This is a genomic window from Lacticaseibacillus daqingensis (genome assembly GCF_003946115.1).
Taxonomy (GTDB): Bacteria; Bacillota; Bacilli; order Lactobacillales; family Lactobacillaceae; genus Lacticaseibacillus; species Lacticaseibacillus daqingensis.
In genome coordinates, this window is the sequence record NZ_RHOH01000006.1 from 1 (window position 1) to 26112 (window position 26112).

Here is a 26112-nt window from a genome sequence, read left to right on the forward strand (position 1 = left end):
GCGTCGGAGTAGGTGCTGGGGTTGTAGCCAGAGCCGCTCATATCGAGATCGACGCCGTGCTCCACACAGAAGGCAACTTTGCCGTCCACCTTTTTCATCCACATACCTGTGTCCGTCCAATGTAGGCCATTGAACAAGTGTAAGTGCCAAGTGTTGCGCCAGTCAGCGACTTTGGTGTTGGTCATACTGGCGGCGAGGGCGATTGAGGCAGGGACAAAGAGTTGGACGAATAGCATAATTAATACGGCGAAAATTGAGGTTCGCCGAGCTGCTTTCATCAATGTGATTTCCTCCATATTTAGTGATTTGTTATTGACTAAAACGAATTTTGAGAACAAAAAAAGCAGGTCTAGGTACAACCTGCTTTACGTTCATTTGTGCGTTTGCTTTGCGTTAATCGTAGCTTTACGAAATGCCCATTTTGTACCAAATTAGGGCGTCACGCTCAAACCTCGTTGAAATTCTATAAAAGTGAGTGAATAGAAACGTTGATATAAAGGGACTTTGAAACTCGGTGAAACCGTATAAAACCGAGGAACGTAAAGCCAGGTCTGAAGAAGGCCCGTAAGGCAAGTCAGTTCTCCAAGCGTTAATCCATCGATTATTCGCGAAGAGGCGCATGCCTTGCAACAAAAAGAGGGGCTCATTGCGAGCCCCTCTTTTTGCGTGGCGGCAGTTTTGGCGATCAGGAATGACCCAGTAGCATGAATGGAAGCGAGGCAAGCAAGGCGAGAAGTAAGAAAATAAGGGTGAAAACAGTCATGATCTTGATCTGCGACCAGGTGTCGCGCAGCCAGTTTCGGTTCTGTTTGACGATGCGCATGTCGCGGCCGTTCATGTACGCCATGATTTCTTTGTAGGTGTGCACATCCGCATTGTGTTTGAGGATATCGATATGGATGGCGGGAATCATTGCGAGCGCGAAGAAGGTCAAGGGTGGGACGAGCACCCAGGGCCATGGCAAAAAAAGGGCCGGTCCGAGGGCAAGGGCGCCGGCTGTGGTCAGCCCGAGCATCCACTTAACGTCGCGATTGGTGGTATCGATGAAGACCTTGTGTTTCATCATTGGGACATCTCCTTTGACTAATTCATCTAGGGAGGTACCGAATAGTTGGCTGAGCAGGAGCAGATTCTCGATGTCCGGGTAGTGTCGATCGTTTTCCCAGTTCGAAATGGTTTGCCGCGACACCAGCAACTTGTCGGCGAGCATGTCTTGCGTCAGCCCGAGACGCTGGCGGTGGGTTTGAATCTGTTTGCCAATTTCCATTCGGTGACCTCTCACTTGAATTATCTCAGGACACGCTAATATTACCATCAAACGGTGTCACTTAGCAGGCTAAAACTGTTTGACATCGGCGATTCACCACGCGAGGCGAAGGCGTGTCCCCTCTCAGCACAGGCAGACGACAGGTCAGTTGAATTATTTCCCGGGCAATACGCGGCAAATCACCGCCACATGACTGGCCGTCAAGTGACTTTGACAGCGAAAAGCAGGCAATGTGAAGTGGCCTTGGTGGTATGATGAAACCGACTTCAGTGACAATTCATCAGGAGGAACGGCAAGTGATTCTCAATCAGCAGATCATCAAGTTGCGGAAACAGCACGGCGACACCCAAGAGGCGCTGGCCGCCAAGTTGTACGTCTCGAGACAAACTGTCTCGAACTGGGAGACGGGCAAAAGCTATCCCGACCTTGAGAACTTGCTGTTGCTGAGTGCCATCTTTGACGTTTCTCTCGATGAATTAGTCAAAGGAGATGTTTCGACAATGAAACAAGCCGTGAGTCGGGCGCACTTACAGGGGTATTACACGACTGAGGCGAGCGTGATGTTGTTGTGGCCGTTTGTGCTCGGGGCCGTCCCGCACTTCATTGATACGGTCTGGATCTACTTGGTGTATGCGGGCCTGATGGTGACGGGGGTGTTTGCGATGTGGCGGCTGAAGCGGCTCGAACGCACGCTGCACATTGAAACGTACGCACAGGTGCTGGCGTTTTTGCAGGATAAGGCCGAAGGAAGCCCGTCGATCCAGCGTCAGCTTCAGCGATGGTGGAACCGTCAGTCGCCGGGCAGTCGGTGGCTGGTGTTAAGCCTGTATGGCGGGTACGTCGGGCTGGCGTTTTACATCAGCGTTGCCCTGTTTCGGCTACTGTAATGATGCGGGCCTGGCATCACAAGGCAGTCATCGCGGGGCAGAATTGCGTTGCAGTTGGATAGGGCGTATATTAATGAGTAAATAATTAATAATAATCTCATAATTTGACGGTTGGGCGCGAGTTGCGTGATACCGATGGAGGAGACGCCTTGAAACGAGCAAGCGAAAGTATTGCCGCACAGACGCACAATAAGTATTACGGGGTGGGCGGGTTCACCGCTGTCAAAGCCTTTTTTGCCAACTACGTGAACTTCACGGGCCGGACCACGCGCCGCGAGTATTGGTGGGTCGCCCTGTTTGCCACGCTATTTGGTCTGATCGCCGGGCTGGGGTCCTCGATTTACATGGTTCATCAGGTGTTCAGCCACATTGAGCAGTTCAAAACGGGCATGGATTCCGGGAACTTCTGGTCGATCGTGGGATCAATGCTGGGCCTCATCATTTTCTGGCTCCTCGTCTACTTAGTGCTACTGCTGCCATCCCTTGCCCAAAGTGTGCGCCGGTTTCGGGATGCCGGGGTGCACTGGGGCTTCTTCGTGGCGCTGGCCCTGGTGAACGTGGTGTGGAGCGTTGTGTTCTTCAATGACAATCGGATGACGGCCATTGTCGCGGTCCCGGTCGCCATCGTGATGCTAGTGATCGAAGTGATGCCGAGCAAGAACCCGCCGGTTGAGGAGGCGGTGTAATTGACCCAACCAACATTGACGATCGGGCTTTTTTCGCCATCGACGCCGATCACGGCGGTGAGCCCGCTGCGCTTCAAGCGGGCGCAGGCGTTCCTTGACGCGCATGGCGTTCGCTTAGTGACCGGGGCGCTGACAGGGCAAAGCGATGGCTACCGCAGCGGCAGTATTCAGGCCCGGGCGGCCGAGCTCAACGCCCTGGCCCGTGACCCGGCGATCGACGTCATCATGGCGGCGATCGGTGGGATGAACAGCAACGCCTTGCTGCCGTACCTCGACTATGCCACCATGCAGGCGCACCCCAAAACCATCGTGGGGTACTCGGATGTGACCGCGATCCTCTTGGCGGTTTACATGCAGGCACCGGCTTATCGGGTGCTTTATGGGCCCACCTTGGTCGCCGGGCTGGGCGAGTTTGCGCCGCTAGTTGATGAGACGTGGACGAACTTTCAGCGGGTGCTGGCAGACGCCGAGACGTTTCAGGCGCCGGCGCAGTGGACGGACGAGCGGGCGAATTGGGAGACGTTCGACCACCCCAAGCAGTTGCGGGCCAACCGCTGGGGCTGGACGCGCACCTCACGTTTAGCAGGGCGGATCGTGGGCGGCAACCTCAACACGATGTCAGGGTTCCTGGGCACCAAGTATTTTCCAACGTTCACTGCAGACGATCTCCTGTTCATTGAGGACGCGGAAAAAGACATCGCCACCGTGGAGCGCAGTTTTGCGATGCTGAAACTGGCGGGGGTGTTCGACCGCGTCGCCGGCGTGGTGCTGGGCAAGCACGCGCTGTTTGAGGACGCCGGTACGGGGCGGCGGCCGGTCGATGTGTTGCTTGAGGTGCTGGCAGGTCAGCCGCTGCCGATCATTTACGACTACGATAGCTGCCACACGGTGCCGATGATGACGACCCCGATCGGCGCGTACGCGATGTTTGACGCGGCCAACGCGACGGTCAGGTTTACGGCGGGCCCACAAGCGTGAGTCACAAGCGAAAACTGGCCCCAGGCATCACGCGTGACGCTTGGGGCCAGTTGCTATTTTGCCAGATGGTCGCCCAGCTGAGAGACCTGCGGCGCCAGGGTGCGGTAGACGCGCTGGTGGCCGTCGCCGGCAAACAGCGGCGGTGTCAGCGCGGTGACATCGAGCCGCCCGTCCAGAATTTGGTCGGCTTGGACCTGACGCTTTTGAATCGTGGCAAGGAAGTGAATGGCGCCACCCAACGGTTGCCAGGACGTGATGGTCAGGGTGAGCACCGCAAACGCGTCGGTGAGCACGGGGCAACCGGCTTCGAGCCGATAGGGGATGTGGCTTGAGGTCAGCTTTTCGGTGGCGTGGTGGAAGCCGGCGTACTCGATCCAATCGAGGTGGTATGGGCTCAGGAAGTTGATCGTGCAACGCTTGGTGCGCTGGATCTGTGCGGCGGCGTGGCCGGTTTGCCCCAGCCCAAAGCCAAACGTGGTGCCGAGACTATAGCTCGAACTGCAGGTGGTGAGGTTGGCGCCGAACTGCACGTCTTCGTAACCGATGATGAAGATGGGATAGGCGACGTACAGCTTGGTAGTTTGATAAGGAATCAGCATAAGCGACCTTCTTTCGTGTGACGTCAGCATAGCCTAAAACTGATTCAGTGGGTCTCGAAATATGGAATTGATTGGAGATTAGGATGAACGGATTACCTGATGTGACCGCGTTAGCCAAAATTTTAGCGGACCCGACGCGTGCCCAGTTGATCGACCAGCTGCTCGACGGGCGCGCCCATACGCTGCTGGAGCTGACCCGCGCCGCAGGGGTCACGCCGCAAACCGGCACGTACCATTTGCAACGCCTGATGGCCCAAGACATTGTGGTGCAGACCCAAAGCGGTCGGCACCACTACTTTGCGCTCCAATCGCCGCAGGTGGCGGCCGCCTTTGAGGCGTTGAGCGGCCTTGCCCCACAGAAGCCGGTGCAGCGACTCAGCCAAAAAGGCCCGGCCGCCGACATGGCGTACTGCCGTACCTGCTACGATCACTTGGCGGGCACGGTCGGCGTCGCGCTGTGCGAGAGTTTGCAGCGGCAGGGCTGGCTGGTGGTGGCACAGCACCGGTTTGCCGTCACCGAGGCCGGCCGGCAGGCGCTCGCCCAGCGGCTTGACCTGGACTGGACGGTGCTGGCGCGCCAGAAGCGTCAGCTCACGGTGCGCTGCCTGGATTGGAGCCAGCGCCGTTACCACCTGGGCGGCGCGGTGGGGCACGCCATTTTTGCCGCGCTGCTGACGCGCGAGGCGGTGGTGCGGACGGCCTCGCGCAGTGTTGCGGTGACTGCCGCGGGGCGATCAGTGCTTGAAGGCTTGGGGGTTGCCGCCAGCGCGCTAGTGCGCTGAGTGCTGGACTTGCTCGAGCCGAAAGCGGGACAAGTCGCGGATCAGCGCCAGGGGGAGCTCGGCGTCATCGGGAATCCGCAGGGCCCCTTTCGTGCGGGGGAATGCGGCCACGGCTTCGGGAAATGCGTCCAACGCTGCCGGGGTCGGGTAGATGCCGATGTGGTGCGTGAAGGCGGCGAAGTGAATCAAGTTTTGCCCCTGCCAAAAAGTCGGCATGTTCCAGCTGATTTTGGCCGTCGCATCGGGCAACTCTGCCTTGATGGCTGCGTGGATGGCCTGCAGCCGCGCTTGCTTGGCCGGCGCCGCCGCTTGAATGTAGTCATCGATCACGGTCATGAGTGGGCCACCTTAAGGGATGCCACCGGCGTGGTGGGCCAGAGGCGCTGCAGAATGGCCAAGCCGAGGCTGATCACGAAGGGAATGGCCAGGAACATGAGAACCATCACAATTAACCCGGGGGCATCCCCTTCGTCTGCGATCTGGTAGATGGCCGGTAGGGCCAGGGCAATGCCGAGCTGCGTGGTGACGAAGGCCCATTTGAGCCCGGCCAGATGGCACACGCCTGTGGATGAAAACAGCTGGCCGTGGCCTGCCAGCGTCAAAAGCCGCCAGATGATGAGCGCGGCCAAGACTAAGCCAATCATCGTGACATAGGCGCCAACTGTGAGCACGCCGGCGGCCGGCGCATTGGCACCGGCGGCCATGGCGTGCGGGGGAATGTGCCACAACATGAACGTTGCCACGAGGCCGGCGATCACGATCATTGCGGCGAGGTAGCATTTGATTAAAGCAGCGATGAATTTCATCCAAAACGCCTCCTATTCGTGCCTTCATCGTAGCGAAGGCCGCCGCCAAAGACAATTGCTGGTGGGGCGAAAGTGTTTAACTTTTCGTGACGATTGCAGCGATCAGCCCAGCTGACCGCCGCGCCAGCTGGGCTGAATGAACGGATTAGACGGGGCGCGGTTTCACTGTGCGCTGGAGAGTCTCATCTTTGCGGTAAATGGCCACGGCGGCGTCTTTATGGCGGGCGATGGCCTTCGCGCGGGTGATCGCATCGGTTTTGCGGGCAAAGGTTTCCGTGTTTCGCTTCGCCCCGCGTGCAACGACCGCCCAGCCGGCCGCGTGTGGGCGCACCTCGGTGACGGCATCGTGAAGCTGACGCTCACGGCGGGTCGCCTGCGCGTGGGCGTCATGCTTGGTCGGGGCGGGGGCTCGGCGCAGCGCCCGTTTTTCGCTGGCGGTAGCCGCTTGGACCCATTTCTCGGCTTGACTCGTGGCAATCGGGATCGCCCGTTCGTCTGGATAGCCGGCGGCCAAAAGGGCGTTGGCGATATCGATGGCTTTTTTGCGGGTCAGCGCAGGGAGGTGCTTCATTGAAACGGGGTAATCGGTCAGGTCCCAGGACATGGGGAAAGCCTCCTTACTTATATGATATGCGTGGTGTGAAACAACTAGAATGCGCCGGTCAGTTGATGACAAGGGCCTCAACTTCGGCATCGGTTCGCGTCGTGAACTGGTCGAGAAGCGCCGGATCCACAACGAGGTACTGAACGGCGCAGGAACCTCGTCGGTGATACTCGAAGTGAATGGCCGCACAGAACTTGGCTTGGGCCCGAATGTCGTACCAGTCACCAGGGGTCACAGGCCGACCGACCCAAAAGGTCCGATAATCAGCAAAGCAAAGCATCGTGAGCTGGTGCGCCTGCATGACGCGAAGCGCATTGAGAAGCGCGCCTTTAATTCTTGGCATGATGAAACCTCCTGATGAATTGGGGTGATCGGAACAACGACATGACCGTCACGGTTGCGGGCAGTGGCCTGGCAACGCGCCTCAGTTGCGGCGGCGCGGCGCATTTCGCTATCCTAAAGGGAGAAGGGAGCGATGCAGATGATGCCGAACAAGGCGGATTTTAAGGCCACCATCAGCCAGGTGCCCGTGCGCACGTGGCAGATCCTCGGCGGTCTAATTGTTTTCGGTGTGCTGATGCGCTTGGCAACGGTCAAACGCGATTAGTTGCCAGTGTGTTGAGGTGGTGCAACGACTGAAGCCGTTTCGGTTCAGTCGTTTTTTGGTGGTGCGCGGGCAATCGTGATTCGATACGACCAGTGTACAGGGATGCGGGGGTGCGGTGCATTAATAACGCATCTTATAAAATGGATTTAATAATCATTATAATTGCATCTGGGCCGAGGACTTCGGTAACCTTGTATGTGGGGAACCAGTAGACACTTAACAGGGAGCCGTTGCGGCGTGCAGTTGCGCGCCCACCGCGTTGATCTTTTTAGTCTGGGGCCCCTTTTTACCCCCTCGGTTCAGCGAGGGAGATGAAAGGAAAGGAGGTGCACAACATGCTACATTTCATTTGGGTACTCATTGTCGGCGCCGTTGTCGGCGTCATTGGTCAGATGATCGTCGGTCGGGACATGCCGGGTGGCTGGATCGGCAATATTGTTGCTGGGCTAGTCGGCGCGTGGATCGGGGGCTCGTTATTCGGCAGCTGGGGCCCTGTTGTTGGTGGAATGGCGATTTTCCCAGCCATCATTGGGGCGGTGATCTTGGTCTTCATCGTGTCGCTTGTCATCGGGACAATGGGCCGCAATCGGCGCAAGTCATAACGTGAGGAGGTCACATGATGCGGCCAATCACTAAAGCAGGGCTAAGCCTTGTTGCCCTCATTGGCATCGGTCAAGCCCTACTCATTGCGGCACTGCTGTGGCCAATCACACCGGTGGTGACCGCGTACCGGACTGGCGGTCCGGCCATGCGCTGGCTGGCGCTCGGGCTGACCGCAGGAGTCGCCCTCGTCTTCGTCGTCATGCTATTGGTCGCGCTGTTTCGCCAGTCGACAACGAATCAGCTGGTGTTGACCGATGACCGCGGCACGCTTTCACTGTCGCGGCAGGCATTGGAAAACGCGGTGGCCAAGGCCATCATCGACGCGCATCCCGTGAAGGGGGTGGCCGTGACAGTGAAGCTGCATGCCCGTCAGCAGGCGGCAACGGTTGACGTTGTCGCGGATAGCCTGAGCCATACCGATTTAGCCGCCGAAGGTCAGCGCATCGAGGCCACGGCCAAGCATAAAGCCGCGGAGACACTGGGCGTACCGGTGAAGCGGGTGCGTGTGAGCATGCACCCGGCGAATCAGGCCGGTAAGCGGCGCGCCCGCGTGCTTTAGGAAAGGAGGCAGCAACATGCAGGTAGGACTCAAAGGCGCACTGATCGGCGCACTCATTGCCGTAGCGTTCCTGCAATGGGGTGGCGGTGGGGTGCTTTTAATTGGGGGGCTGGCGCTTGTCGGCTTCCTGGTTGAACGCTGGCTGCTTCCGAATCAGGCAGGCCTCATGACTTGGCTGCGGTCCGGCAAGGCGCAACTGAAGCACAAGCCCTGATCGAATCTGGTACTGGAGGTGAATCAATGCAATCCATAACTGACACTGATCTAGCCGCGCTGAAGGCGAACAGTCGATTGACATTCGATGACTACGTGATCCAAAAAATTGCCGGGATCTGTGCACAGCACATTGAGGGGCTTTTAGAAATGGACGGCAACATGGTGGACAAGGTGTCCGAGACGCTCGGCCGTGATGAGCGCATCACCAAAGGCATCAAGGTTGAGGTGGGCGAGAAACAAGTCGCCATCGATATGACCGCCGTCATTGAGTACGATGTCGATGCCCAGCGCATCTTTGACGCGTTGCGCGCTAAAGTGGCTCAGGCGGTCGAGCGAATGACCGGCCTGCAAGTCGTTGAACTCAATCTGCATGTCAGTGACGTGATGACCCGCCGTGACTGGCAAAAAACAACGCGTGCGTGACGCGCACAGCCTCAGAAGGGAGCACTAAAGATGAAGGACACGCACCAACCGGATGAAAAAGACGTTAAGGCGCTACGCGATGAGCCAGCGCCTGCAATGGCAGCCGCGCAACCAAAGGCCGCCTCGGGTCAGCCCTCGGGGGATGAAGCGGTCACGACGAAACTGCGATTTGACGAGGGCGTGATCCAAAAGATCGTTGGTAAAACCGCCGCTGAGGTGGACGGGATTTTGGATCTACACGGGAACATTTTTGCTGACATGACAGACCGGTTCCGCAAAACCGACAACCTCAAGAAGGGCGTCTCGGTTGATGTCGAGGATAATCAGCGCGTCTCGGTGGCGCTGGAGGCCGTAATGGCGTACGGCACAAAAGCGCCTGCGGTGTTCGACAAGGTGACCGAGGAAATTTGTGCCGCGGTGAAAGAGATGACCGGCATGGACGTCGTTGAGGTGACCCTCACCGTGAAGGACATGCTGACAGATGAAGAGCTGCAGGCACAACGGGACGCTGCGCAACAGGATGAGGCGGAAGCGACCGCCAAGACGCCGCAGCCGGCCTGATCGCAGGACACAACCCTTCCCCCGGCGCACAGTGCGACTGGCGTGGGGCGCGCAGGCGTCTTGGCCTCGTTAACCGACGAGCCGAGGCGCCTTTTTGGCCCGGTGACGCACGGCGCGTGCGCTGATCGGGCACGCAAAAAAATCGAGGTGTGCGAAGTGACCCAAACGAACCGATTCAACGAACCGATCGGCCCCCGCATTGCCACCCAAACGCGGATCGGCCTGGAGGTTGAAAAACTCCGTCTTGATGCGGCCAGCCGACTGAGCCCTAAAGCTTTTCCGCGGCACCTAAGCGCACCGGTACGGGCGTACGTGGAACGGGAGTACTTTGAGGCGCAGATCGAATTTGCGCTGCCGCCTCAGGCAGACCCTGAGGCCAACGTGGCCTTTGCGGACGCGGTGATCGCGGCGGTGGCAAACCAGCTTGCACCGGCAGAGCGCCTGTGGCCATACAGCTGTCCGCCGCCTTTGTCGGTGCCGCCCAGCGATGCGCTGATTTCGCGCCAGCCGGCCGCCACATACCCCTACCGGCAGGCGCTGAGTCAGCGGTATGACCTGCGCAGTCTGATGAACACGGGGGTGCATGTCAACTTGAGCTTTGCGCCGGCCTTGGCGCAGCTCCTGGTGGCGGCAGGCGACTATGCTGACACCGATGCGCTGTACCTGCAGGTGGCGCAGCAGTTTATGGTGCACCAGTGGCTATTGACAGCCCTGTTTGGCGCGACCCCGCAATCGTTTGCCGGGTATCGCCAAAGCCCGGCGCTGGCGCATCCTGTTCGCAGTATTCGCAGCAGCTCACTGGGATTTCCCACGAGTATTCACGGCGATTACCGCAGCGTCGCGCATTACGTGCAACGCATCGAGGCGGCCTTAGCGCAGGGTGAGCTGGTGCGCGCCAGTCAGTATTATGAGTCTGTGCGGCTGAAAAGCAGCGCCGGCAAAGCGCCACGACACTTGCTGACGGCCGGGGTGTCGCACATCGAGCTACGCGCTTTTGACCTGAATCCGTTGACGACCAGCGGGGTGACCCCGGCGCAGTTGCGCCTGATCCAGCTGCTGGCGGCCTACTTCGCGACCCAGCCGGCGCTCAGTCCGGCCGCCTTTGACGCGCAAATGGCGGAGACGCGGCAACTCAATGAGACGGTGGCCCTGGAGGATGTGCGGGCGCCTTCGGTCAGCCAGGCGCGCGGGCTGGCGCTCCTGGCGCAAGTTGCGGCGTTTGCTGAGGCGCAGCAGGTGCCAACAGTGATGCGCCAGAGTGTTCACCAGGCGCAGCGCGCGCTTCAAGCGAGCACTGCCAGTCTGGCGTATCAAGTGTGGACACAGCAACGCAAACTGCCGTTGCCGTTTTAGTCGGTCGAATGATGAGGATGGAACTAATAAAATTCATCATTCCGACATATTTCGCTCAGAGTTTTTTTGTTATAATGTAATCACTTATAACCTGTGGGGAGTATGCTTATGAAGAGACGTGTGCGATGGGATCGCGTCATAATGGCCGTAATGATCCTGGTTTTGATGGTGACCGGCGCGGTGTGGGGCGTGACGAGCTTGTTTGCGCGCGATCCGGCGCAGTCCGATACCGCGGCGGACGCGGCAAGCGCAACGTCCGATCACCAGTCGGTGAACCAGGTGACCCATCATCAGCCAGCAGCTAAAAAGGGGCCGGCGCTGAGCGTTGCCGCGGTGGCCAAGCAGCAGGCGACCCGCAAGAACCGGCTCAATGCTTACCTGAAAGACCTGGCGGCGTCCAGTGATGTGGCGGTCAGCTTTTACAACCTCACCCCGGCGGCTGGTAGCGCCGCAGCGAAAGCTAGCGATGCGGCGGTGTTTGCCAACGGTGCGCTGGCGACCAACGTCAACGGCAACACCGCGCGCATGTCTGCCAGCACCTATAAGCTGTTCATCAGCGCGTACTTGTTTCACGCGGTTGAAACCGGCACCAAAACCTGGACCAGCGCGGATCAGGCCAGCTTTGACGGGATGATCGTGAACAGCGAAAATGAGTACGCCGAGGCGCAGCTCGCGAAGTATGGCCCGGTCACGCTGAATGCCTACTACCAAAGCCTGGGCTTCGGGGATGTGTTCGGGCACGGGGCGGCGCAAACCACCGCTAACGACCTGGTGGGGCTGTTGAAACGGCTGGCGAATGCACAGGCGCCGTTTGATTCACCGACGTATCGCCAAATGCTTTTGGCCAACATGGCCAAGCAGGTCTACCGTGACGGGATCCCGGCGGCGGTCGATGCGTTGACACCCGGCGCGGTCGTGCAAGATAAGGTCGGCTGGTATGGCACGACGAATAATGACGCCGGTATCGTCACCTTGCCGAACGGCCAGCGGTACCTCCTGGCCATCATGACCAACGGTGCCGGGTACCAGGACTTCAGCATGGTGCAGACGATCGCCAAGAAGGTGCAGCAGCTGGTGTACGGCGACTAAGGCCCGGCCGCTTGACAACAGACGAACCAGCCGCTATACTGCATTTAATTTCACCCCGTCATAGTAGCGCCTTCAAGAGAGTGGCAAGTTTGCTGAGATTGCCACAGCGTGCGCGAATCCAAGCGGGGGTCGACGAACTGAATAGATGAGTCTAAAAGCGTGAAGTGCTGCTTCAAACGAGAATGGTACCGCCTGTCATGGGTGTCTCGGTTGAGGCAGCCTTTTTGTTTACAAAGGAGAAAGCCATGCAACGGAATCTGAACGCCTGTCACCGCATTGTGGTCAAAATCGGCACCAGTAGCCTGATCCACGCGAACGGCAAAGTGAAACTACAAACCATCGACCGTTTGGCCTACGTGCTGGCCGCACTGACCAACCAGGGCCAGGAGGTGATGCTGGTGACCAGTGGTGCCATCGGGGTGGGGCTGGCGCGCCTGCACCTGACGGCCCGGCCTCAGGCGATCGCCGAGCAGCAGGCGCTGGCGGCGATCGGCCAAAGCGAGCTGATGCGGCTGTACACCCAGCGCTTTGCCGACTATGAAGCGCAGGCGGCGCAGCTGTTGTTGACCCACGACGTCTTCGAGTATCCGGCCAGCCGCCAACACGTGTTGGACACCATCGATGCGCTCCTGGCCGCCAAGGCGATCCCGGTGATCAACGAAAACGACTCGGTGGCGACTGATGAGCTGGATCACCGTACCACGTTTGGCGATAACGACCAGCTGTCGGCGCTGGTGGCGACGCAGATCGGTGCCGATCTGCTGATCGTGTTGTCGGACATCGACGGCCTGTACTCGGCCGACCCGCGGACTGACCCAACGGCGCGCAAAATTGAAGCCTTGACGCATCTGTCGGACACGGTGCTGGCCGGGGCGAGTGGGGCGGGCAGCCGCTTCGGCACCGGCGGCATGGTGACCAAGCTCAAGGCGGCTTCCACGATGATGCGCGCGGGGCGCCAGATGGTGCTGTGTAGCGGCGCAGATCCGCGCGTGATTCTGAAGGTTTTGGCCGGTGAACCCGTGGGCACGTGGTTCAAACCGACGGCAAAGGAGGTCATCCAATGATCGATCTGGAACAAATGGGCCAGGCGGCGCAGGCCGCGGCCAAGCAGTTGGCATTGTTGACAACTACCGCGAAGAACGCGGCGCTTGAGGCCATCGCCACGGCACTTGAGGCCAATACGGCGACGATTTTGGCCGCGAACGTTCAGGACTTAGGGGCGGCGACGAAAAGTCCCGCCAAGTTTCAGGACCGGCTGCGCCTGACCCCGGCGCGCATTGCCGATATGGCCGCCGGCGTGCGTGCAGTGGCGCAGCTCGCCGATCCAACGGCCCAAAGCGAGGCCGGCTGGCGCAACCATGCTGGTCTGTGGATCACGCCGGTGCGGGTGCCGCTGGGCGTGGTCGGGATGATTTACGAGGCCCGGCCGAACGTGACCGTGGACGCCGCTGCCTTGACGCTCAAAAGTGGCAACGCGGTGATTCTGCGCGGCGGCAAGGAGGCCCTGCAGAGCAATCGAGCGCTGACCCAGGTCGTGCGCCAGGCGCTGGTCGGCGTTGGCCTGCCAGCGGATGCGGTGCAGCTGATCGATGACCCGAGCCGCGCGCTGGCGACGGCCATGATGCACCTGACCGGCTACATTGACGTGCTGATCCCGCGCGGCGGGGCCGCTTTGATCCAGGCCGTGGTGCAAACCGCCACGGTGCCGGTCATCGAAACCGGTGCCGGTAACTGTCACATCTACGTGGACAAGACCGCCGACCTGGCGATGGCCACGGCCATTGTGGTCAACGCCAAGGTCTCGCGGCCGAGCGTCTGCAACGCGGCGGAGAAGCTGTTGGTGCACGCCGATATCGCCGAGTCGGCGTTGCCGAAGCTGACCGATGCGCTGGCGGCCCACGGGGTCGAACTGCGCGGTGATGCGGCGGCGCGGGCGATTGTGCCAAGTCTGCACCCCGCCACCGAAGCAGATTGGGACACCGAGTACAATGACCTGATCATGGCCGTCAAGGTGGTGGCCGATACGGATGCCGCGATCGCGCATATCAATGCGCACAACACCAAGCACTCCGAGGCGATCGTGACCGAAGATTACGCAACCAGCGAGCAGTTCCTGCAGCAGGTGGATGCGGCCTGTGTCTATGTGAACGCCTCAACGCGCTTCACGGATGGCTTCGAGTTCGGGTTTGGCGCCGAGATCGGCATCAGCACCCAGAAGCTTCATGCCCGTGGGCCAATGGGGCTCGCGCAACTGACCACCATCAAGTACACGATTCGCGGCGACGGGCAGATCCGAGCATAGTGGCCCCCCGCAACGAATACGGTGCAGCCATCGCCTGACGCCTTGTGCTGCGGGTCACGCGAACGAACACAAAGGGTCCGCGACAGCCGTTGCGGCCTCTTTGCGTGGCACAGAAAATAACTCGTGTGTTTTTAACTATTCATAAATAATTATGTACACGATAATATTAGCTCTGCTATACTGGAGACACTAAAACGTATGGGAGGGCTTTCACATGACGGAAGTGACGAAAGACGCCGTGGTTAAGTGTCAACCAAACGGCAATATGGAATACGAATTCATCGGCACCGTGACTAAGTGCTACGAGAATGCCGTGCTGGTGATGATCGATGAGTTCGACCCGCGCGACCGGATGAATGCGCGGGAGTTGCTGTATCGTGTGATCATCAGCCGAAGCGCCATGATGATCCTGACCCCAGGGGAGGAACTTGCCCCCGCGGTCGCAGATGCAGGCTAACCGCAAAACTATGGTATAATGGGCTGATCGGTTAGTCGTCGTCAGCCATCGTTAAGATGGGAGAAGGGGGAACCTTTTTGGCCCAAGAAGTTAATATCGGCAGTCAGGTGGACGTGAAGAAGAGCGCCAATGTGCCACTGTCGTTCACAGGGACGATCGAGAAGCTGTACGCGAATGCTGCGCTGCTTTCGATCGACAGTTTCGACGCCGCGGACGCGGAAATCGTTGAAGACCTGAAGCATAAGACCGTCATCAACTACAAGAACATGAAGCAAAACGGTAAGGCGGTTGAACCGCCGAAGCCGGATGACGCAAAATAGGCCCGCGGGTCTATTTTTTTGCGAGCGTCAAACTGGCAAGTACGCCCGTGGATCTGAGATACTAAGTGTAGACCGGAAAGGGGTGAGACAATGACAGACTTTGATTCATTGAAGGACAAGGTTGTCGGTAAGGTTAAGGAAACCGCCGGCAAGCTGACGAACAACGAGCAACTGGAAGCCAAAGGCAAGGCCGAGCAACTGAAAGACGAGGCGGCGCAAAAGGCGGATGAGGTGACGGATAAGGTCAAAGACAAAGTAGACGATGTGGCGGATGATGCCGCCAAGAAGTTTAATGACGCCGTTGATCACCATCGCGATCAGTCGTAAGGACGAAACAACGCCTCCGCAATTGCGGAGGCGTTGTTTGTGCTTAGGCGTAAATGCGCGTGCCGCTGGGCGCAGCCCCCACCGGCACGAGGCGGCCCGCCTGTAGCGTGGCGCTCAGTTCGGTGACAAAGCTCAGGTGGTCAGCCGGGGCCAGGCACAAAAGGGCCGGCCCGTTACCGGAAACCAAGCAGGTGAGCCCTCCGGCCGCCAAAACGGCGCGGGAAACCATCTCGGCGTGCGGAAAGTAGGTGGGGCTGACCTGGGCGCTGAGCGGAAAGTGACGCTGGAGCCAGGTGCGATCGCGCCGCGTGAGCGCGGCCAGCAGGGCTTTGGCCGCCACCGGTGCGCTGGGCTGAGCCGGTACGGCCGCAGCTGGTGGCTGAGTTGGCAAGTACAGGACCGCCTGCAGGCCAGCATCGGCCATCGCCGCGCCGGCCGCGCTGGTGCCGGTCAACACCGCGGCGATCGCCGCCGGTGCCGGCTCGTAAACCGCGATCTCAGCGGCCTTGGTAGCCTGACCCATGCGGGTGTGGGTGAGCGCCTCAACCAGCGTGACCCCAGCGACCGTGGCGGCCAGCGAGCTCCCTAGGCCCTGGCCGATCGGCAGGGTCTGCGTCAGCCGCAGCTGGTGCGGCACGAGGTCGGGGGCAAGCGATTGGGCAATTGTGATAATGAGGTTGCTTTGATCCGTCGCTAAGGCGGGATCGGCGCAGTCGATGTGCCAGTCGAGGCTTTCGCGTTCGATGGCAAGCTCAAGGCCCCAGTCGATGGGTACGGCTAGGGTTGGTGCAAGTTTTGAGGTGATGACACCCGGGACCCAAATCTTCATCGCTCGGCCTCCTCGTTGAGATGAGATATAATTAAGTATATCTAACCGTACTCTCATTTTCTAGCCTTTTCCCGAATTTCCTGGGAATGGTATACTAGGCGGAGACTGATTCACGGAGGCAATGATGGTCAAATTAGTATTACTCAGGCATGGCCAAAGCGCGGCCAACTTTTCGAATACGTACACCGGCTGGTCGGATGTCCCACTGACTCCCGAAGGACTTGCCCAGGCCCACGCTGCCGGGCGCATGCTGGCTGCGACCGGCATTGCGTTCGGCCACGTGCACACCAGCCTGTTGCAGCGGGCCATCATGACGGCCTACGTCGTGCAGGACGAGGTGGGTCAAAACTGGCTGCCCATCACCAAGTCGTGGCGCCTCAACGAGCGCCACTATGGCGCGTTGCGGGGCCTCAACAAGGACACGACGCGGGCGCTGTTCGGTCAAGCCCAGGTCGCGCTGTGGCGGCGCAGCTACACCGCGCATCCACCGCTGTTAGGCACACCCAGCCGCTCGCGGCGCTACCACGCGTTTCCAGCTAGTATCGTGCCGCGCGGCGAAAGCCTAGCCGACGCCAGTGCCCGGCTGATGCCATACTGGGCAGACGAGCTGGCGCCCCGGCTGCGCAAGGGTGAAAACCAGCTTGTGGTCGCGCACGGTTCAACACTGCGGGCACTGATCAAGGCACTGGAGGCCATTCCAGACGCGGCCATTGACGGGGTCGAAGTCGCGAACGCCCAGCCGCTCGTCTACACGCTGGACAATCAGTTGCACATCCGCGACAAGCAGCGCTTGTCCGGCCAATAAAAAACACGCGGTGCCGATTGGCATCGCGTGTTTTTATTGGCGCTTAAGCTAAGGCGCCCATTGGGTCCCAAGGCTTGAGCACGGTCGGCTGGTCGTATTCGGCCTTGATCGTGTCCTGCAGGTCTTGTGGCAGGTACTTCTTGTTGATGACGACCTGGTAGACGAAGTTGTCGAACCAGTCGTCGGAAGCGACGAAGTAGCCCTTCTCGCCGACCTTGTCGCCCCAAGAGTTTTCAACTTTCCACTTGGTTGGCTTGCCGTCCACGAGATCGACGCCGGTCAGCACCATCGCGTGGGTCATCAGGGATTCGCCGTAGTCCAGGCGGTCCGCCTTGGTCATGTCGAAGCTGGCGTTGAACAGCGCGTTCTTGTCGTAGATCTTGGTGTCCATGATCCCGATCTGACGGTCGGAGGACTGGCCAACATCGGAGCCGAACCAGACGGTTTCACCGGCGGCCAGCTGCTTGATGGCCAGCTGCTTGAAGGTGTCGATGTCCAAGTTCAGGTGGCGCACTTCGCGGCCGCCGACCACGTTGCCGAGCATCTCGACAGTGTACAGGTGGTTGTAGGGCTTGTCCGCGGTTGGCGCGTTGATGATGGACTGCGTGGCGCTCAGGTCCCAGCCGATGTACTTGTCGTAGAACGTCTTCGGGGTGAGGTCGCGGTCGATGTGGTAGTTCTTGTCGCTGTCGCGGTACTCGAAGTCAAACTGGGTCGGTGGGTTGCCCAGCGTGTACGCGAGGATGCGGTAGTCTTCGGACAGGAACTGGGCCTTGGCGGCCTGAATGGCTTCCTCAGAAGCCCCGTCGGCCACGAGCTTGCGCAGGGCCACGGCGTCTTTGCGCAACTTCAGGTTCAAGACGGTGTTCATCTCGTTAGACTTGCTGGAGCTGTAGGTTTCCGGCATCACGGACTTCGGCACAATGCCGTACTTGTCGATCAAGGCCGTCAGCATGTCCCACTGACCGCCATCGCCCTGCGGGTTGGCCATCAGCCAGGCCACCTTGCGGGAGTCGATGGCTTCCGTGGCTGTCTTCAAGACGTTTTCGTAGAAGTAGTTGGACTTCTCGAACTTGTCCCAGAAGAAGGTGTAGTTCTGGGAGAGCTCGAAGTCCTTGAGCTTGAATTGGTGTTGGATCTCGTGGCGCATCGTGTTCAGCGCGGCGAACATCCAGCAACGACCGGACTGCTTCTGGTTGGCCACAGCCCCGGTTTCCAAGTCGATGGAGAAGGTTTGGTCCATGGCGACCTTGCTATCGGTGTTTTCGCTTGCGGCCAGAACGCCGTTGTTCATGACGGCTTTTTGGATGACGCCGCTAGCCGGCGTGTTGGCGAGATCCGCCTGGAACTGGCTCAGATCTGCTGCGGAAATTGCGTTAGACATTCAGTTCACTCCTTTGATTAAAAAACGATGATATCTTTTCAGACTTCCACATTTTAGCATACTTAGGCGCGACAAAAAAGACCGCGCATGGCGGTCTTCGGGTCACGCCTTGGTCGGGCGCAGGACGTCGTGATACTCGGGTTTGGTCTCGAATTCGTGACGGGCAAAACTGCACAGTGGCTCGATCAGCAGGCCTTTTTCGCGTGCCTCGTCCACCACTGCACGGACCAGCTTACCCGCAATGCCCTGTCCGCGCAGCACGGGGTCCACGAAGGTGTGGTCGATGACCACGGCCTGCCCCTCGTCGATCGGTTGGTAGGTGACCTCGGCGATCAGCTTACCGGTGTCGTCTTGCATGAAGTAGCGCCCCGGTTCATGTTCAAACGCCATAATGCATCCTCCTTGGAAGTGGCGGCCAAGTGACCGCCGAATTTGGTTAACTTAATAGTAACAATTCACTTTAGTTCGTGCAAGAAACCGCTTACCTCAGGCGTTGCGTGGTATGATTGAAGGCAAACTGACAGTGGAGGACAACTATGCCAACCCGAGGATTCGAGATCGTCTCTCAGTACCGTGACCAAGGCGTGACGCTGCCGCAGCGGCAGACGCAAAACGCCGCCGGCTATGACTTTTGCGCGCGTGAAGACTTTGTGCTCAAAAGCATCTGGCGCTACGACTTTATTCGCCTGTTTCGCCTGATCAAAAACGAGCACCCGCTGACCGAAAAGGATTTTACCCGTGCCAGCAAGATCCTCAAGCCGCTCTTGGTGCCGACCGGCGTCAAGGCCTACATGCAGCCCAATGAGGTGCTGATCCTGGCCAACCGGTCGAGCAACCCGCTCAAGCGCGGCCTGGTGATCCCCAATGGCATCGGCGTGATCGATGCGGATTACTACAATAATGACGCCAACGAAGGCGAAATCTTTATTCAGATGGTGAACTGGAGCCCACGCGATGTTGTCATCACCAAGGGCGAGCGCATCGGGCAAGGCATCTTCATGCCGTACCTGCTGGCTGATGGCGATGCCGGCAACCAGCAGGCGCGGACCGGCGGCTTCGGGTCCACCCAGTTTTAGTCGGCTCGTCTATGTTTTGAAAGGAGGCCGCTGATGGCCAAACCGAAAACCCAATACGTCTGCCAAAACTGCGGCTACATCTCGGCCGGATACCTCGGCCGCTGCCCGAACTGCGGGACTTGGAATTCGCTGGTCGAAGAGACCATTGCCGCGGGACCAAAGCCAGCACCCCGCCAAACCACCAGCGGGACAAAGATCGCGCCCCAGCGGCTCGACCAGGTCAATTTCACCAAGGAGACCCGGGTCAAAACCGAACTCGGTGAGCTCAACCGGGTGCTGGGCGGCGGCGTCGTGCCGGGCTCGCTCATCCTGATCGGCGGGGACCCCGGTATCGGGAAGTCGACCCTGCTACTTCAGGTGTCTGGCTACCTCGCCCAAACCGGCGGCAAGGTCTTGTACGTCTCCGGGGAGGAAAGCGCCAGCCAGATCAAGATGCGGGCCACGCGCTTGGGCGTCGGTGATTCGGGGATGTACCTGTACCCGGAAACCGACATGCCCAGCATCGAGCAGGCGATCACCGACATGGCGCCGGACTACGTGATCATCGACTCTGTGCAGACGATGAACGTGCCGGAGATGAATTCCGCGGTCGGCTCCGTGGCCCAGATCCGCGAGGTCACGGCTGAGCTGATGAAAATCGCCAAGACCAATCAGATCACAATCTTCATCGTCGGCCACGTGACCAAGGAAGGGGCCATCGCCGGGCCAAAGATCCTTGAGCACATGGTGGACACCGTGCTGTACTTCGAAGGCGACATGCATCACACCTACCGGATGCTGCGGTCGGTCAAGAACCGCTTCGGCTCCACCAATGAGATCGGCATTTTTGAAATGCACGAGCGTGGCTTGGAAGAAGTGGCGAATCCCAGCGAGATCTTCTTGGATGAACGGCTGGAAGGTGCCACGGGCTCCGCGGTGGTCGTTTCGATGGAAGGGACACGGCCGATCCTGGTTGAGATCCAGGCCCTGATGACGCCAACGATGTACGGCAACGCCAAGCGCACCAGCTCCGGGCTGGATCACAACCGCGTCAGCCTGATCATCGCGGTGCTCGAAAAGCGGGCAAACCTGATGCTTCAAAACCAGGACGCCTACCTCAAGGCGACCGGCGGGGTGCGCCTCGATGAGCCGGCGATCGACCTCGCCATGGCAATGGCCATCGCGAGCTCCTACCGCGACGCGGAAATCGCGCCCACCGACTGTTTTGTCGGTGAGCTTGGGCTGACCGGGGAGATCCGCCGAGTCAACCGCATTGAGGACCGCATCAAGGAGGCAGCCAAGCTCGGGTTCAAACGCATCTTTGTGCCAAAGAATAACCTGCAAGGGTTTACAGCTCGTGATAAAATTGAAGTGATCGGCGTCACGAGTGTCGCCGAGGCGCTGCGGAAGGTGTTCAACTGACGCAGCGGAAATGAGCGACACAACGCAACGCAGGCGCGCCTCACAATGCTAAGTCACTCGGGGCCAAAAGCGCCCCAAGCGCCTTAGCAAGGTGATGCGACCTGCTAAACCCGCGTTGTTCTGCTCTCTGTTAAACGAGCGACACAACGCAACGCAGGCGCGCCTCACAATGCGAAGTCACTTGGGGCCAAAAGCGCCCCAAGCGCCTTAGCAAGGTGATGCGACCTGCTAAGCCCGCGTTGTTCTGCTCTCTGAAAGGAGGAACAAGATGAAAAAACGTGTTATTTCGTTGATCTTTGCGTTTGTCGGCCTTGGCCTTGGGCTCGGCGTACTGCCCAATGTGTGGGCACTTTTCACGCTGGAAGACTTGTCCTGGCTGAACAATCCAATCGTGAACGCCCTGATCGGCGTGCTGTTGTTTTTGATGCTTGCGGAGCTATCGGCCGGTTGGTTGATTCGCGAACTCAAGCAAGTGGAAACGTATCTGAGCAAACAGTCTGCCAGCTTTCTGCTGTTCGGTAGTCTGGGGACCATCATTGGCCTGGTGTTAGCTGCCATTATTTCGATTCCTGTCTACAATTTTCCCGGGCCATGGGGAACGGTCATTCCGATCATCTTGATGATTTTGTTCGGGTACTTGGGGTTCCGGGTCGGGACCACGCGGCGTGATGAGTGGCGCAAGCTGTTCAACACGCGAAGCAAAAAGCCGGACCAGGATAGCCCAGACATTTTGGCGCGCAAGGCGGGGGAGAATTACCGCCAGTACAAGCTGCTGGACACGAGCGTCATCATCGATGGGCGGGTGCAGGCCATCGCCAAGATCGGCTTCATCGAAGGCACGCTGCTCGTGCCGACGTTTGTGGTGCACGAGCTGCAGCTGATCTCCGACTCCGCGGACGCGCTGAAGCGTGGGCGTGGCCGGCGCGGGCTGGACATCATCAATCAGATGAAGGCCGATGCCGACATCAACGTCGAAATGTACGACGGCGATTTTGAGGACATGACCGAGGTCGACAGCAAGCTCTTGAAGCTCGCGAAGATGCTCGACGGGGTGGTCATCACCAACGACTACAACCTGAACAAGGTCGCGCAGTTCCAAAACGTGCCGGTGCTCAACATCAACGCGCTGGCCAACGCCCTGAAGCCCGACCTGATCCCCGGCGAGGGGCTGACGGTCACCGTTATCAAGTCCGGTACGGAGCGCCAGCAAGGGGTCGCGTACCTGGAGGACGGCACGATGGTGGTGGTCGAAGACGGCCAGTACTTCATCAACAAGCCGCTGGACATCGTGGTCACCAGCGCGATCCAAACCGCGGCGGGCCGGATGATCTTCGCCAAGCCGGCGCACCAGCAAAAGTCGTTGCGGGAAAAAGGGGACGAGGATAAGCCCAAAGCTCCGACCACGAAGAAGCCAACCAAGAAGTAACCATAAGCGATTCAGTGTCTGCCGCGTGCAGGCACTTTTTGGTTAGTGATCGGGTTACTTTTTGGTTAGCGATTAGGTCCTTTGTCAACAATTTCGGGCTATGTTAAACTGTTGGTGACAAAAAAGACGCCGTGTGCTACCACGACGCCTTCTCGGAACTTTTCAGTTCTCGCAGTACCGTTTTAAGAACGGTGGCAATTTTAATCGCAAACTAGACCGCGACTACTATGCGAAGGCAGCGCGGTTTTAGTTTGCTCATTTTTCTCGGTATCGACCGAGTTCGCGCATCAGTTGCCGCATTGCTTCAAGCAACGCGGTGATCGCTTTGATCAGCGCCGTTAGACCCACGATCGCCGCGATCAGTAAACTGATCCCCGGTAAAAGTTGCGCTGCGGACAGCGTAACTGCGAACAAACGTGTACCTCCTTGTGGCCAGAGCGTAATGGCGCGGTTATGAGGGTTGGGCTAAGACAACCTGACGCTTGCGCCCGTACTTAGGCGCGAGTGGCAGGATGACTTAGACCGCACCCTCATGCGCCATGAAGCTCGACGAGTTTGGGGTCATGAACCTTGCGTTCATTGGCCTCACCTTCTTCCGATTGGTTGGCACCACCGCTCATAGCACTTCCTGCTTGCCTGAATATACCAAGCACCCCTTTTTCTGCCCAGAAATTCTTTGCGCCAGGCAGTCGCCGCATGGACTTGCATCGAATTGGGAATCGGCGCGCGGAACGGCCCGGGGTGTGGTACACTACTATTGCATTGTTTAACTTAAAATGGAGGCGTAATGCATTGGCAGATCGACCAATTCGGGTGCGCTATGCACCAAGTCCAACCGGGCATCTTCACATCGGGAATGCGCGGACGGCACTATTCAACTACCTGTTTGCCCGGCACAACAACGGGACCCTCGTGCTTCGCATCGAAGACACGGACACCAAGCGTAATATCGCGGATGGTGAAAAGAGCCAGATCGAAAACCTGCACTGGCTGGGGATCGACTGGGACGAAGGCCCGGACAAGGGCGGCGACTTTGGCCCGTACCGGCAGTCCGAACGCAAAGACATCTACTTGAAGTACATCGACCAGCTCGTCAAGGAAGGCAAGGCTTACGAGTCTTACAAGACCGAAGAAGAGCTGCAGGCCGACCGTGAAGCCCAACAGGCCAACCATGAGATGCCGCACTATGTCTACGAGTACGCCGGACTCAGCGATGAAGAAAAGCAGGCGAAGATCGATGCGGCCAAGGCTCAGGGGCTGACGCCAGTCATTCGCTTCCACATTCCGGAAGACCAGACCTACGAATGGGACGACATCGTCAAAGGGGACATCTCCATCGATGGCAACACCATCGGCGGCGACTTTGTCATTATGAAGCGCGACGGCATGCCGACCTACAACTTCGCCGTGGTCGTTGACGACCACCTGATGCAGATCAGCCACGTGCTGCGCGGTGATGACCACATCGCCAACACCCCGAAGCAGATGGCGATTTACGATGCGCTGGGCTGGGAAGCCCCCGTGTTTGGCCACATGACGCTGATCATCAACGGCGCTACCGGCAAGAAGCTGTCCAAGCGCGATGAGTCCGTCCTGCAGTTCATCGAGCAGTACCGTGAACTCGGCTACCTGCCTAACGCGATGTTCAACTTCATCACGTTGCTCGGCTGGTCGCCAAAGGGTGAAGACGAGATCTTCACCAAAAAGGAGTTCATCAAGCTGTTTGACGAACACCGTCTGAGCAAGTCGCCGGCGCGCTTCGACCAGAAGAAGCTCGAATGGGTCAACAACCAGTACGTCAAGAAGACCGACAGCTCCGAGCTGGCCGCCTTGGCCCTGGAAAACCTGATCGAAGCCGGCCGCATCGCCAAGGATCCAGATCCGCTGACCATCGAATGGACGCGTCAGATGATCAGCCTGTACATCCCACAGATGAGCTACACGGCGCAGATCACCGACATGTCCAGCATCTTTTTCGATGACCGCGACAGTCTGACCGAAGACGAGCTGAAGGAACTGGCTGACGACAACGCGCTGCCAGTGATCCAGGCCATCAGCGAAAAACTCCACGCCTTGGACACCTTCTCCGCTTACTTCGTCAACCAGCTGCTCAACGAAGTACGGCTGGAATCTGGCGTGAAGGGCCGCAAGCTCTACATGCCGATCCGCATCGCCACGACCCGTCACATGCATGGGCCACAGCTGGCTGAAACCATCGAGCTGATGGGCCGCACCAAGGTCTTGGCCAACATCGACAAGACGCTGGCCGAGATGACTAAGTAAGCCATCATCGGCTGACCGCCGCCACCGTTTGGGTGTGCGGCGGTTTTTTTGCGTGCAGGCGCGCGGGCTGCCTTGCAAGCGTTCCCTGCCAGCCCCGGCGCCAAAGTTTGGTATGCTGGAGAAAAGGACTGGGGTTGAGCGCGATGCGAAAGGTGAAGGCGGTAAAAGAGATGAGCTTCGGCAGCGTGTTGCTGCTGGGTATCAACGGCATCATCGGCTCGGGGATCTTCCTGTTGCCGGGAACGCTGTTCAAGGAGGCGGGGCGCGCCAGCGTGTGGGCGATCGTTGGCGCCGGTGCAGCGACCACCCTGATCGCGCTGTGCTACGCAGTGATGGCCTCGCGGATCGATGATGACGGTGGGGCGTGGGCCTACGCCGACCGCGCGTTTGGGCCGCTGGCAGGATTCATGACCGGCTGGTTCGGGTGGTTTCTCGGCGTCATCACGATCGCCGCGGAGCTGGCCGCGTTTTTGACCGCGCTCGGCGGGCTCTGGCCGGCGGTGCACACGCGGTGGGTGTACGCCGTCATTGCGCTGAGCATCATCGGCGCCTTGACGGCGGTCAACTGGTTCGGCCCCGGCGCGACGGAATGGCTTGATAATGGGGCCAGTGCGGCCAAGGTGGTGTTGCTGGCCGCGTTCATCGGCCTCGGCGGCTGGGCGGTGCTGACCCGCGGCGCGGTTGCGTGGCCGACGCCATCTGGGGCAGACGGTACCTTCACCGGCGCATTCGCCACGGCGTTTTATATGTTCACCGGCTTCTCGTTTTTGCCGGTGGCGGCCAAGGCCATGCGTGATCCGGAAAAGACGCTGCCGCGCGCGTTGCTCATCGTGATGGTGGCGGTCACGGCCGTGTACGCCGTTGTGCAGCTGGTGACAATGGCACTCTTGGGCGGCGCGCTGGCCGGGGCGGCGCTGCCGGTGGCAGCGGCCCTGGCCAAGGTGCTGGGCAACGCCGGGCGCGTGGCGATCCTGGTGGGGATGCTGGTGTCCATCCTCGGGGTCGCGATTGCGGTGTCGTTTGACACACCGGTGGGGATGGCGGCTTTGGCCACGGAGAAGCACCTGCTGCCGGCGGTGTTCGGCCGCACGAATCGCTTCGGGGCGCCGGCTGTGGCGATTCTGACCACGATGGCGTTGGCGGCGGGGCTGGTGCTCAGTGGGAGCTACCTGTTTTTGGTCAAACTGATCGTGCTGAGCTCGTTTGTGCAGTATATCGCGACGATCCTGGCGATGCTCAAGCTGCGCCGCGCGCCGGCTCTGCCAGCAGGAATGCACCTGCCCGCGAGTTGGGGCATCGCGCTGGTGGCGCTGGGGCTGATCGCGTATCTGATGACGAGTTTTGCCTGGCTGACATGGGCGATCGGCCTGGGCACCGCGGCGGTCGGCGGCCTGGTGTTTTGGCTGGACCGGCGCGCGACGCCGTAATTTACAGACAGGGGGCGGACGCGTAGAATAGATAGATACGAATGGGGGAGCAGAC

General features: G+C 59.3%; 33 protein-coding genes and 1 pseudogene. 23 read left to right on the forward strand and 11 right to left on the reverse strand.

The features are described from left to right. Both EKM88_RS08240 and EKM88_RS08250 read right to left on the reverse strand, forming a co-directional pair. Nucleotides 1-296, reverse strand: a pseudogene (locus EKM88_RS08240) (hypothetical protein); the annotation flags it as partial. A gap of 389 nt (nucleotides 297-685) precedes the next feature. Further along, entirely contained in the window at nucleotides 686-1267 is a 582-nt protein-coding gene (locus EKM88_RS08250; protein WP_164512051.1) for a helix-turn-helix transcriptional regulator, read from the reverse strand. 296 nt (nucleotides 1268-1563) lie between these two features. Between EKM88_RS08250 and EKM88_RS08255 the strand changes: the two genes are divergently transcribed. The 3 genes from EKM88_RS08255 (at nucleotide 1564) to EKM88_RS08265 (ending at nucleotide 3818) form a co-directional block, all read left to right on the forward strand. Beyond that, complete coding sequence (locus EKM88_RS08255; RefSeq protein ID WP_125705078.1) at nucleotides 1564-2154, forward strand: helix-turn-helix transcriptional regulator; 591 nt, start codon at nucleotides 1564-1566, stop codon at nucleotides 2152-2154. Nucleotides 2155-2303: 149 nt separating this feature from the next. Further along, nucleotides 2304-2840, forward strand: a complete 537-nt coding sequence (locus tag EKM88_RS08260; protein WP_164512052.1) for a DUF805 domain-containing protein — start codon at nucleotides 2304-2306, stop codon at nucleotides 2838-2840. A 15-nt stretch (nucleotides 2841-2855) separates the two neighbouring features. Further along, nucleotides 2856-3818 carry a S66 family peptidase gene (locus EKM88_RS08265; protein ID WP_125705425.1) on the forward strand — a complete coding sequence of 321 codons (963 nt, stop codon included), beginning with the start codon at nucleotides 2856-2858 and terminating at the stop codon, nucleotides 3816-3818. A 53-nt stretch (nucleotides 3819-3871) separates the two neighbouring features. Here EKM88_RS08265 and EKM88_RS08270 read toward each other — a convergent pair whose 3' ends face one another. Continuing rightward, nucleotides 3872-4417: a flavin reductase family protein gene (locus EKM88_RS08270; RefSeq protein ID WP_164512053.1), complete on the reverse strand. Its 546-nt coding sequence runs from the start codon at nucleotides 4415-4417 to the stop codon at nucleotides 3872-3874. Between the two features lie 83 nt (nucleotides 4418-4500). On the opposite strand from EKM88_RS08270, the gene EKM88_RS08275 reads away from it, so the two are divergent. Continuing rightward, nucleotides 4501-5199: an ArsR/SmtB family transcription factor gene (locus EKM88_RS08275; RefSeq protein ID WP_125705084.1), complete on the forward strand. Its 699-nt coding sequence runs from the start codon at nucleotides 4501-4503 to the stop codon at nucleotides 5197-5199. Here the strand turns inward: EKM88_RS08275 and EKM88_RS08280 are convergent. The 4 genes from EKM88_RS08280 to EKM88_RS08295 form a co-directional block, all read right to left on the reverse strand. Next, entirely contained in the window at nucleotides 5188-5535 is a 348-nt protein-coding gene (locus tag EKM88_RS08280) for an iron chaperone (RefSeq protein ID WP_125705086.1), read from the reverse strand. The genes EKM88_RS08275 and EKM88_RS08280 overlap by 12 nt on opposite strands. Next, nucleotides 5532-6005: a DUF2975 domain-containing protein gene (locus EKM88_RS08285; RefSeq protein ID WP_125705088.1), complete on the reverse strand. Its 474-nt coding sequence runs from the start codon at nucleotides 6003-6005 to the stop codon at nucleotides 5532-5534. Before EKM88_RS08285 ends, EKM88_RS08280 begins: the two co-directional genes overlap by 4 nt. A gap of 145 nt (nucleotides 6006-6150) precedes the next feature. Continuing rightward, nucleotides 6151-6609: a DUF2188 domain-containing protein gene (locus EKM88_RS08290; RefSeq protein WP_125705090.1), complete on the reverse strand. Its 459-nt coding sequence runs from the start codon at nucleotides 6607-6609 to the stop codon at nucleotides 6151-6153. A 58-nt stretch (nucleotides 6610-6667) separates the two neighbouring features. Then, the gene (locus EKM88_RS08295; RefSeq protein ID WP_125705092.1) at nucleotides 6668-6952 is read right to left on the reverse strand and encodes a hypothetical protein; all 285 of its coding nucleotides are present in this window, start codon (nucleotides 6950-6952) and stop codon (nucleotides 6668-6670) included. Between the two features lie 132 nt (nucleotides 6953-7084). Here EKM88_RS08295 and EKM88_RS13580 point away from each other — a divergent pair, with 132 nt between their 5' ends. The 13 genes from EKM88_RS13580 to EKM88_RS08355 all read left to right on the forward strand — a co-directional run bounded on the left by EKM88_RS13580 (nucleotide 7085) and on the right by EKM88_RS08355 (nucleotide 15426). Then, complete coding sequence (locus tag EKM88_RS13580) at nucleotides 7085-7216, forward strand: hypothetical protein (protein WP_263853032.1); 132 nt, start codon at nucleotides 7085-7087, stop codon at nucleotides 7214-7216. 335 nt (nucleotides 7217-7551) lie between these two features. Then, entirely contained in the window at nucleotides 7552-7818 is a 267-nt protein-coding gene (locus EKM88_RS08300; RefSeq protein WP_125705094.1) for a GlsB/YeaQ/YmgE family stress response membrane protein, read from the forward strand. A gap of 17 nt (nucleotides 7819-7835) precedes the next feature. Then, complete coding sequence (gene amaP, locus EKM88_RS08305) at nucleotides 7836-8378, forward strand: alkaline shock response membrane anchor protein AmaP (protein ID WP_164512054.1); 543 nt, start codon at nucleotides 7836-7838, stop codon at nucleotides 8376-8378. A 16-nt stretch (nucleotides 8379-8394) separates the two neighbouring features. Next, nucleotides 8395-8592 (forward strand): hypothetical protein, encoded by a 198-nt coding sequence (locus tag EKM88_RS08310; RefSeq protein ID WP_125705099.1) that lies wholly within the window; start codon nucleotides 8395-8397, stop codon nucleotides 8590-8592. 26 nt (nucleotides 8593-8618) lie between these two features. Continuing rightward, the gene (locus tag EKM88_RS08315) at nucleotides 8619-9017 is read left to right on the forward strand and encodes an Asp23/Gls24 family envelope stress response protein (RefSeq protein WP_125705101.1); all 399 of its coding nucleotides are present in this window, start codon (nucleotides 8619-8621) and stop codon (nucleotides 9015-9017) included. Nucleotides 9018-9047: 30 nt separating this feature from the next. Further along, entirely contained in the window at nucleotides 9048-9578 is a 531-nt protein-coding gene (locus EKM88_RS08320) for an Asp23/Gls24 family envelope stress response protein (protein WP_225418460.1), read from the forward strand. 156 nt (nucleotides 9579-9734) lie between these two features. Next, a complete protein-coding gene (locus EKM88_RS08325; protein ID WP_164512055.1) occupies nucleotides 9735-10931 on the forward strand; it encodes a hypothetical protein in 1197 nt (398 codons plus the stop codon). 141 nt (nucleotides 10932-11072) lie between these two features. Continuing rightward, the gene (locus EKM88_RS08330; protein ID WP_225418461.1) at nucleotides 11073-12020 is read left to right on the forward strand and encodes a serine hydrolase; all 948 of its coding nucleotides are present in this window, start codon (nucleotides 11073-11075) and stop codon (nucleotides 12018-12020) included. 245 nt (nucleotides 12021-12265) lie between these two features. Then, a complete protein-coding gene (gene proB / locus EKM88_RS08335) occupies nucleotides 12266-13084 on the forward strand; it encodes a glutamate 5-kinase (protein WP_125705105.1) in 819 nt (272 codons plus the stop codon). Continuing rightward, nucleotides 13081-14322, forward strand: coding sequence for a glutamate-5-semialdehyde dehydrogenase (locus EKM88_RS08340; protein WP_125705107.1), 1242 nt, complete (start codon nucleotides 13081-13083; stop codon nucleotides 14320-14322). The genes proB and EKM88_RS08340 overlap by 4 nt, the downstream gene beginning before the upstream one ends. 214 nt (nucleotides 14323-14536) lie before the next feature. Next, nucleotides 14537-14779, forward strand: coding sequence for a hypothetical protein (locus EKM88_RS08345; RefSeq protein ID WP_125705109.1), 243 nt, complete (start codon nucleotides 14537-14539; stop codon nucleotides 14777-14779). Between the two features lie 77 nt (nucleotides 14780-14856). Then, nucleotides 14857-15099, forward strand: coding sequence for a hypothetical protein (locus EKM88_RS08350; protein ID WP_125705111.1), 243 nt, complete (start codon nucleotides 14857-14859; stop codon nucleotides 15097-15099). Between the two features lie 90 nt (nucleotides 15100-15189). Further along, on the forward strand, nucleotides 15190-15426 hold the full coding sequence (locus EKM88_RS08355; RefSeq protein ID WP_125705113.1) for a CsbD family protein: 237 nt from the start codon (nucleotides 15190-15192) through the stop codon (nucleotides 15424-15426). A gap of 43 nt (nucleotides 15427-15469) precedes the next feature. On the opposite strand, the gene EKM88_RS08360 is transcribed toward EKM88_RS08355, so the two are convergent. Further along, nucleotides 15470-16255 (reverse strand): homoserine kinase, encoded by a 786-nt coding sequence (locus EKM88_RS08360; RefSeq protein ID WP_125705115.1) that lies wholly within the window; start codon nucleotides 16253-16255, stop codon nucleotides 15470-15472. Between the two features lie 124 nt (nucleotides 16256-16379). Here EKM88_RS08360 and EKM88_RS08365 point away from each other — a divergent pair, with 124 nt between their 5' ends. After that, on the forward strand, nucleotides 16380-17060 hold the full coding sequence (locus tag EKM88_RS08365; protein WP_125705117.1) for a 2,3-bisphosphoglycerate-dependent phosphoglycerate mutase: 681 nt from the start codon (nucleotides 16380-16382) through the stop codon (nucleotides 17058-17060). A gap of 43 nt (nucleotides 17061-17103) precedes the next feature. Here the strand turns inward: EKM88_RS08365 and EKM88_RS08370 are convergent, their stop codons facing one another. Beyond that, nucleotides 17104-18444: a C1 family peptidase gene (locus EKM88_RS08370; RefSeq protein ID WP_125705119.1), complete on the reverse strand. Its 1341-nt coding sequence runs from the start codon at nucleotides 18442-18444 to the stop codon at nucleotides 17104-17106. Between the two features lie 102 nt (nucleotides 18445-18546). Beyond that, on the reverse strand, nucleotides 18547-18834 hold the full coding sequence (locus EKM88_RS08375; RefSeq protein ID WP_125705121.1) for a GNAT family N-acetyltransferase: 288 nt from the start codon (nucleotides 18832-18834) through the stop codon (nucleotides 18547-18549). 146 nt (nucleotides 18835-18980) lie between these two features. Here EKM88_RS08375 and EKM88_RS08380 point away from each other — a divergent pair, with 146 nt between their 5' ends. The 3 genes from EKM88_RS08380 to EKM88_RS08390 all read left to right on the forward strand — a co-directional run bounded on the left by EKM88_RS08380 (nucleotide 18981) and on the right by EKM88_RS08390 (nucleotide 22347). Continuing rightward, the gene (locus EKM88_RS08380) at nucleotides 18981-19520 is read left to right on the forward strand and encodes a dCTP deaminase/dUTPase family protein (protein WP_125705123.1); all 540 of its coding nucleotides are present in this window, start codon (nucleotides 18981-18983) and stop codon (nucleotides 19518-19520) included. Between the two features lie 33 nt (nucleotides 19521-19553). Then, nucleotides 19554-20921 carry a DNA repair protein RadA gene (gene radA, locus EKM88_RS08385; RefSeq protein WP_125705125.1) on the forward strand — a complete coding sequence of 456 codons (1368 nt, stop codon included), beginning with the start codon at nucleotides 19554-19556 and terminating at the stop codon, nucleotides 20919-20921. Between the two features lie 268 nt (nucleotides 20922-21189). Beyond that, a complete protein-coding gene (locus EKM88_RS08390; RefSeq protein WP_125705127.1) occupies nucleotides 21190-22347 on the forward strand; it encodes a PIN/TRAM domain-containing protein in 1158 nt (385 codons plus the stop codon). 255 nt (nucleotides 22348-22602) lie between these two features. On the opposite strand, the gene EKM88_RS13330 is transcribed toward EKM88_RS08390, so the two are convergent. Continuing rightward, nucleotides 22603-22761 (reverse strand): hypothetical protein, encoded by a 159-nt coding sequence (locus EKM88_RS13330; RefSeq protein WP_164512056.1) that lies wholly within the window; start codon nucleotides 22759-22761, stop codon nucleotides 22603-22605. Between the two features lie 378 nt (nucleotides 22762-23139). On the opposite strand from EKM88_RS13330, the gene gltX reads away from it, so the two are divergent. Both gltX and EKM88_RS08400 read left to right on the forward strand, forming a co-directional pair. Continuing rightward, nucleotides 23140-24630 carry a glutamate--tRNA ligase gene (gene gltX, locus EKM88_RS08395; RefSeq protein WP_125705130.1) on the forward strand — a complete coding sequence of 497 codons (1491 nt, stop codon included), beginning with the start codon at nucleotides 23140-23142 and terminating at the stop codon, nucleotides 24628-24630. Between the two features lie 143 nt (nucleotides 24631-24773). Beyond that, a complete protein-coding gene (locus tag EKM88_RS08400) occupies nucleotides 24774-26057 on the forward strand; it encodes an APC family permease (RefSeq protein WP_125705132.1) in 1284 nt (427 codons plus the stop codon). Nucleotides 26058-26112: the final 55 nt, after the last annotated feature.

Coding starts and splice junctions, on each gene's coding strand:
- radA (WP_125705125.1), top strand. CDS start 19,554: ATGGCCAAACCGAAAACCCAATACGTCTGCCAAAACTGCGGCTACATC.
- EKM88_RS08300 (WP_125705094.1), top strand. CDS start 7,552: ATGCTACATTTCATTTGGGTACTCATTGTCGGCGCCGTTGTCGGCGTC.
- EKM88_RS08380 (WP_125705123.1), top strand. CDS start 18,981: ATGCCAACCCGAGGATTCGAGATCGTCTCTCAGTACCGTGACCAAGGC.
- EKM88_RS08400 (WP_125705132.1), top strand. CDS start 24,774: ATGCGAAAGGTGAAGGCGGTAAAAGAGATGAGCTTCGGCAGCGTGTTG.
- EKM88_RS08355 (WP_125705113.1), top strand. CDS start 15,190: ATGACAGACTTTGATTCATTGAAGGACAAGGTTGTCGGTAAGGTTAAG.
- EKM88_RS08330 (WP_225418461.1), top strand. CDS start 11,073: ATGGCCGTAATGATCCTGGTTTTGATGGTGACCGGCGCGGTGTGGGGC.
- proB (WP_125705105.1), top strand. CDS start 12,266: ATGCAACGGAATCTGAACGCCTGTCACCGCATTGTGGTCAAAATCGGC.
- EKM88_RS08250 (WP_164512051.1), bottom strand. CDS start 1,267: ATGGAAATTGGCAAACAGATTCAAACCCACCGCCAGCGTCTCGGGCTG.
- EKM88_RS08270 (WP_164512053.1), bottom strand. CDS start 4,417: ATGCTGATTCCTTATCAAACTACCAAGCTGTACGTCGCCTATCCCATC.
- EKM88_RS08320 (WP_225418460.1), top strand. CDS start 9,048: ATGAAGGACACGCACCAACCGGATGAAAAAGACGTTAAGGCGCTACGC.
- EKM88_RS08340 (WP_125705107.1), top strand. CDS start 13,081: ATGATCGATCTGGAACAAATGGGCCAGGCGGCGCAGGCCGCGGCCAAG.
- EKM88_RS08370 (WP_125705119.1), bottom strand. CDS start 18,444: ATGTCTAACGCAATTTCCGCAGCAGATCTGAGCCAGTTCCAGGCGGAT.
- EKM88_RS08360 (WP_125705115.1), bottom strand. CDS start 16,255: ATGAAGATTTGGGTCCCGGGTGTCATCACCTCAAAACTTGCACCAACC.
- EKM88_RS08275 (WP_125705084.1), top strand. CDS start 4,501: ATGAACGGATTACCTGATGTGACCGCGTTAGCCAAAATTTTAGCGGAC.
- EKM88_RS08280 (WP_125705086.1), bottom strand. CDS start 5,535: ATGACCGTGATCGATGACTACATTCAAGCGGCGGCGCCGGCCAAGCAA.
- amaP (WP_164512054.1), top strand. CDS start 7,836: ATGCGGCCAATCACTAAAGCAGGGCTAAGCCTTGTTGCCCTCATTGGC.
- EKM88_RS08375 (WP_125705121.1), bottom strand. CDS start 18,834: ATGGCGTTTGAACATGAACCGGGGCGCTACTTCATGCAAGACGACACC.
- EKM88_RS08295 (WP_125705092.1), bottom strand. CDS start 6,952: ATGCCAAGAATTAAAGGCGCGCTTCTCAATGCGCTTCGCGTCATGCAG.
- EKM88_RS08315 (WP_125705101.1), top strand. CDS start 8,619: ATGCAATCCATAACTGACACTGATCTAGCCGCGCTGAAGGCGAACAGT.
- EKM88_RS08365 (WP_125705117.1), top strand. CDS start 16,380: ATGGTCAAATTAGTATTACTCAGGCATGGCCAAAGCGCGGCCAACTTT.
- EKM88_RS08345 (WP_125705109.1), top strand. CDS start 14,537: ATGACGGAAGTGACGAAAGACGCCGTGGTTAAGTGTCAACCAAACGGC.
- EKM88_RS08310 (WP_125705099.1), top strand. CDS start 8,395: ATGCAGGTAGGACTCAAAGGCGCACTGATCGGCGCACTCATTGCCGTA.
- EKM88_RS08285 (WP_125705088.1), bottom strand. CDS start 6,005: ATGAAATTCATCGCTGCTTTAATCAAATGCTACCTCGCCGCAATGATC.
- EKM88_RS13580 (WP_263853032.1), top strand. CDS start 7,085: ATGCAGATGATGCCGAACAAGGCGGATTTTAAGGCCACCATCAGCCAG.
- EKM88_RS08390 (WP_125705127.1), top strand. CDS start 21,190: ATGAAAAAACGTGTTATTTCGTTGATCTTTGCGTTTGTCGGCCTTGGC.
- EKM88_RS08290 (WP_125705090.1), bottom strand. CDS start 6,609: ATGTCCTGGGACCTGACCGATTACCCCGTTTCAATGAAGCACCTCCCT.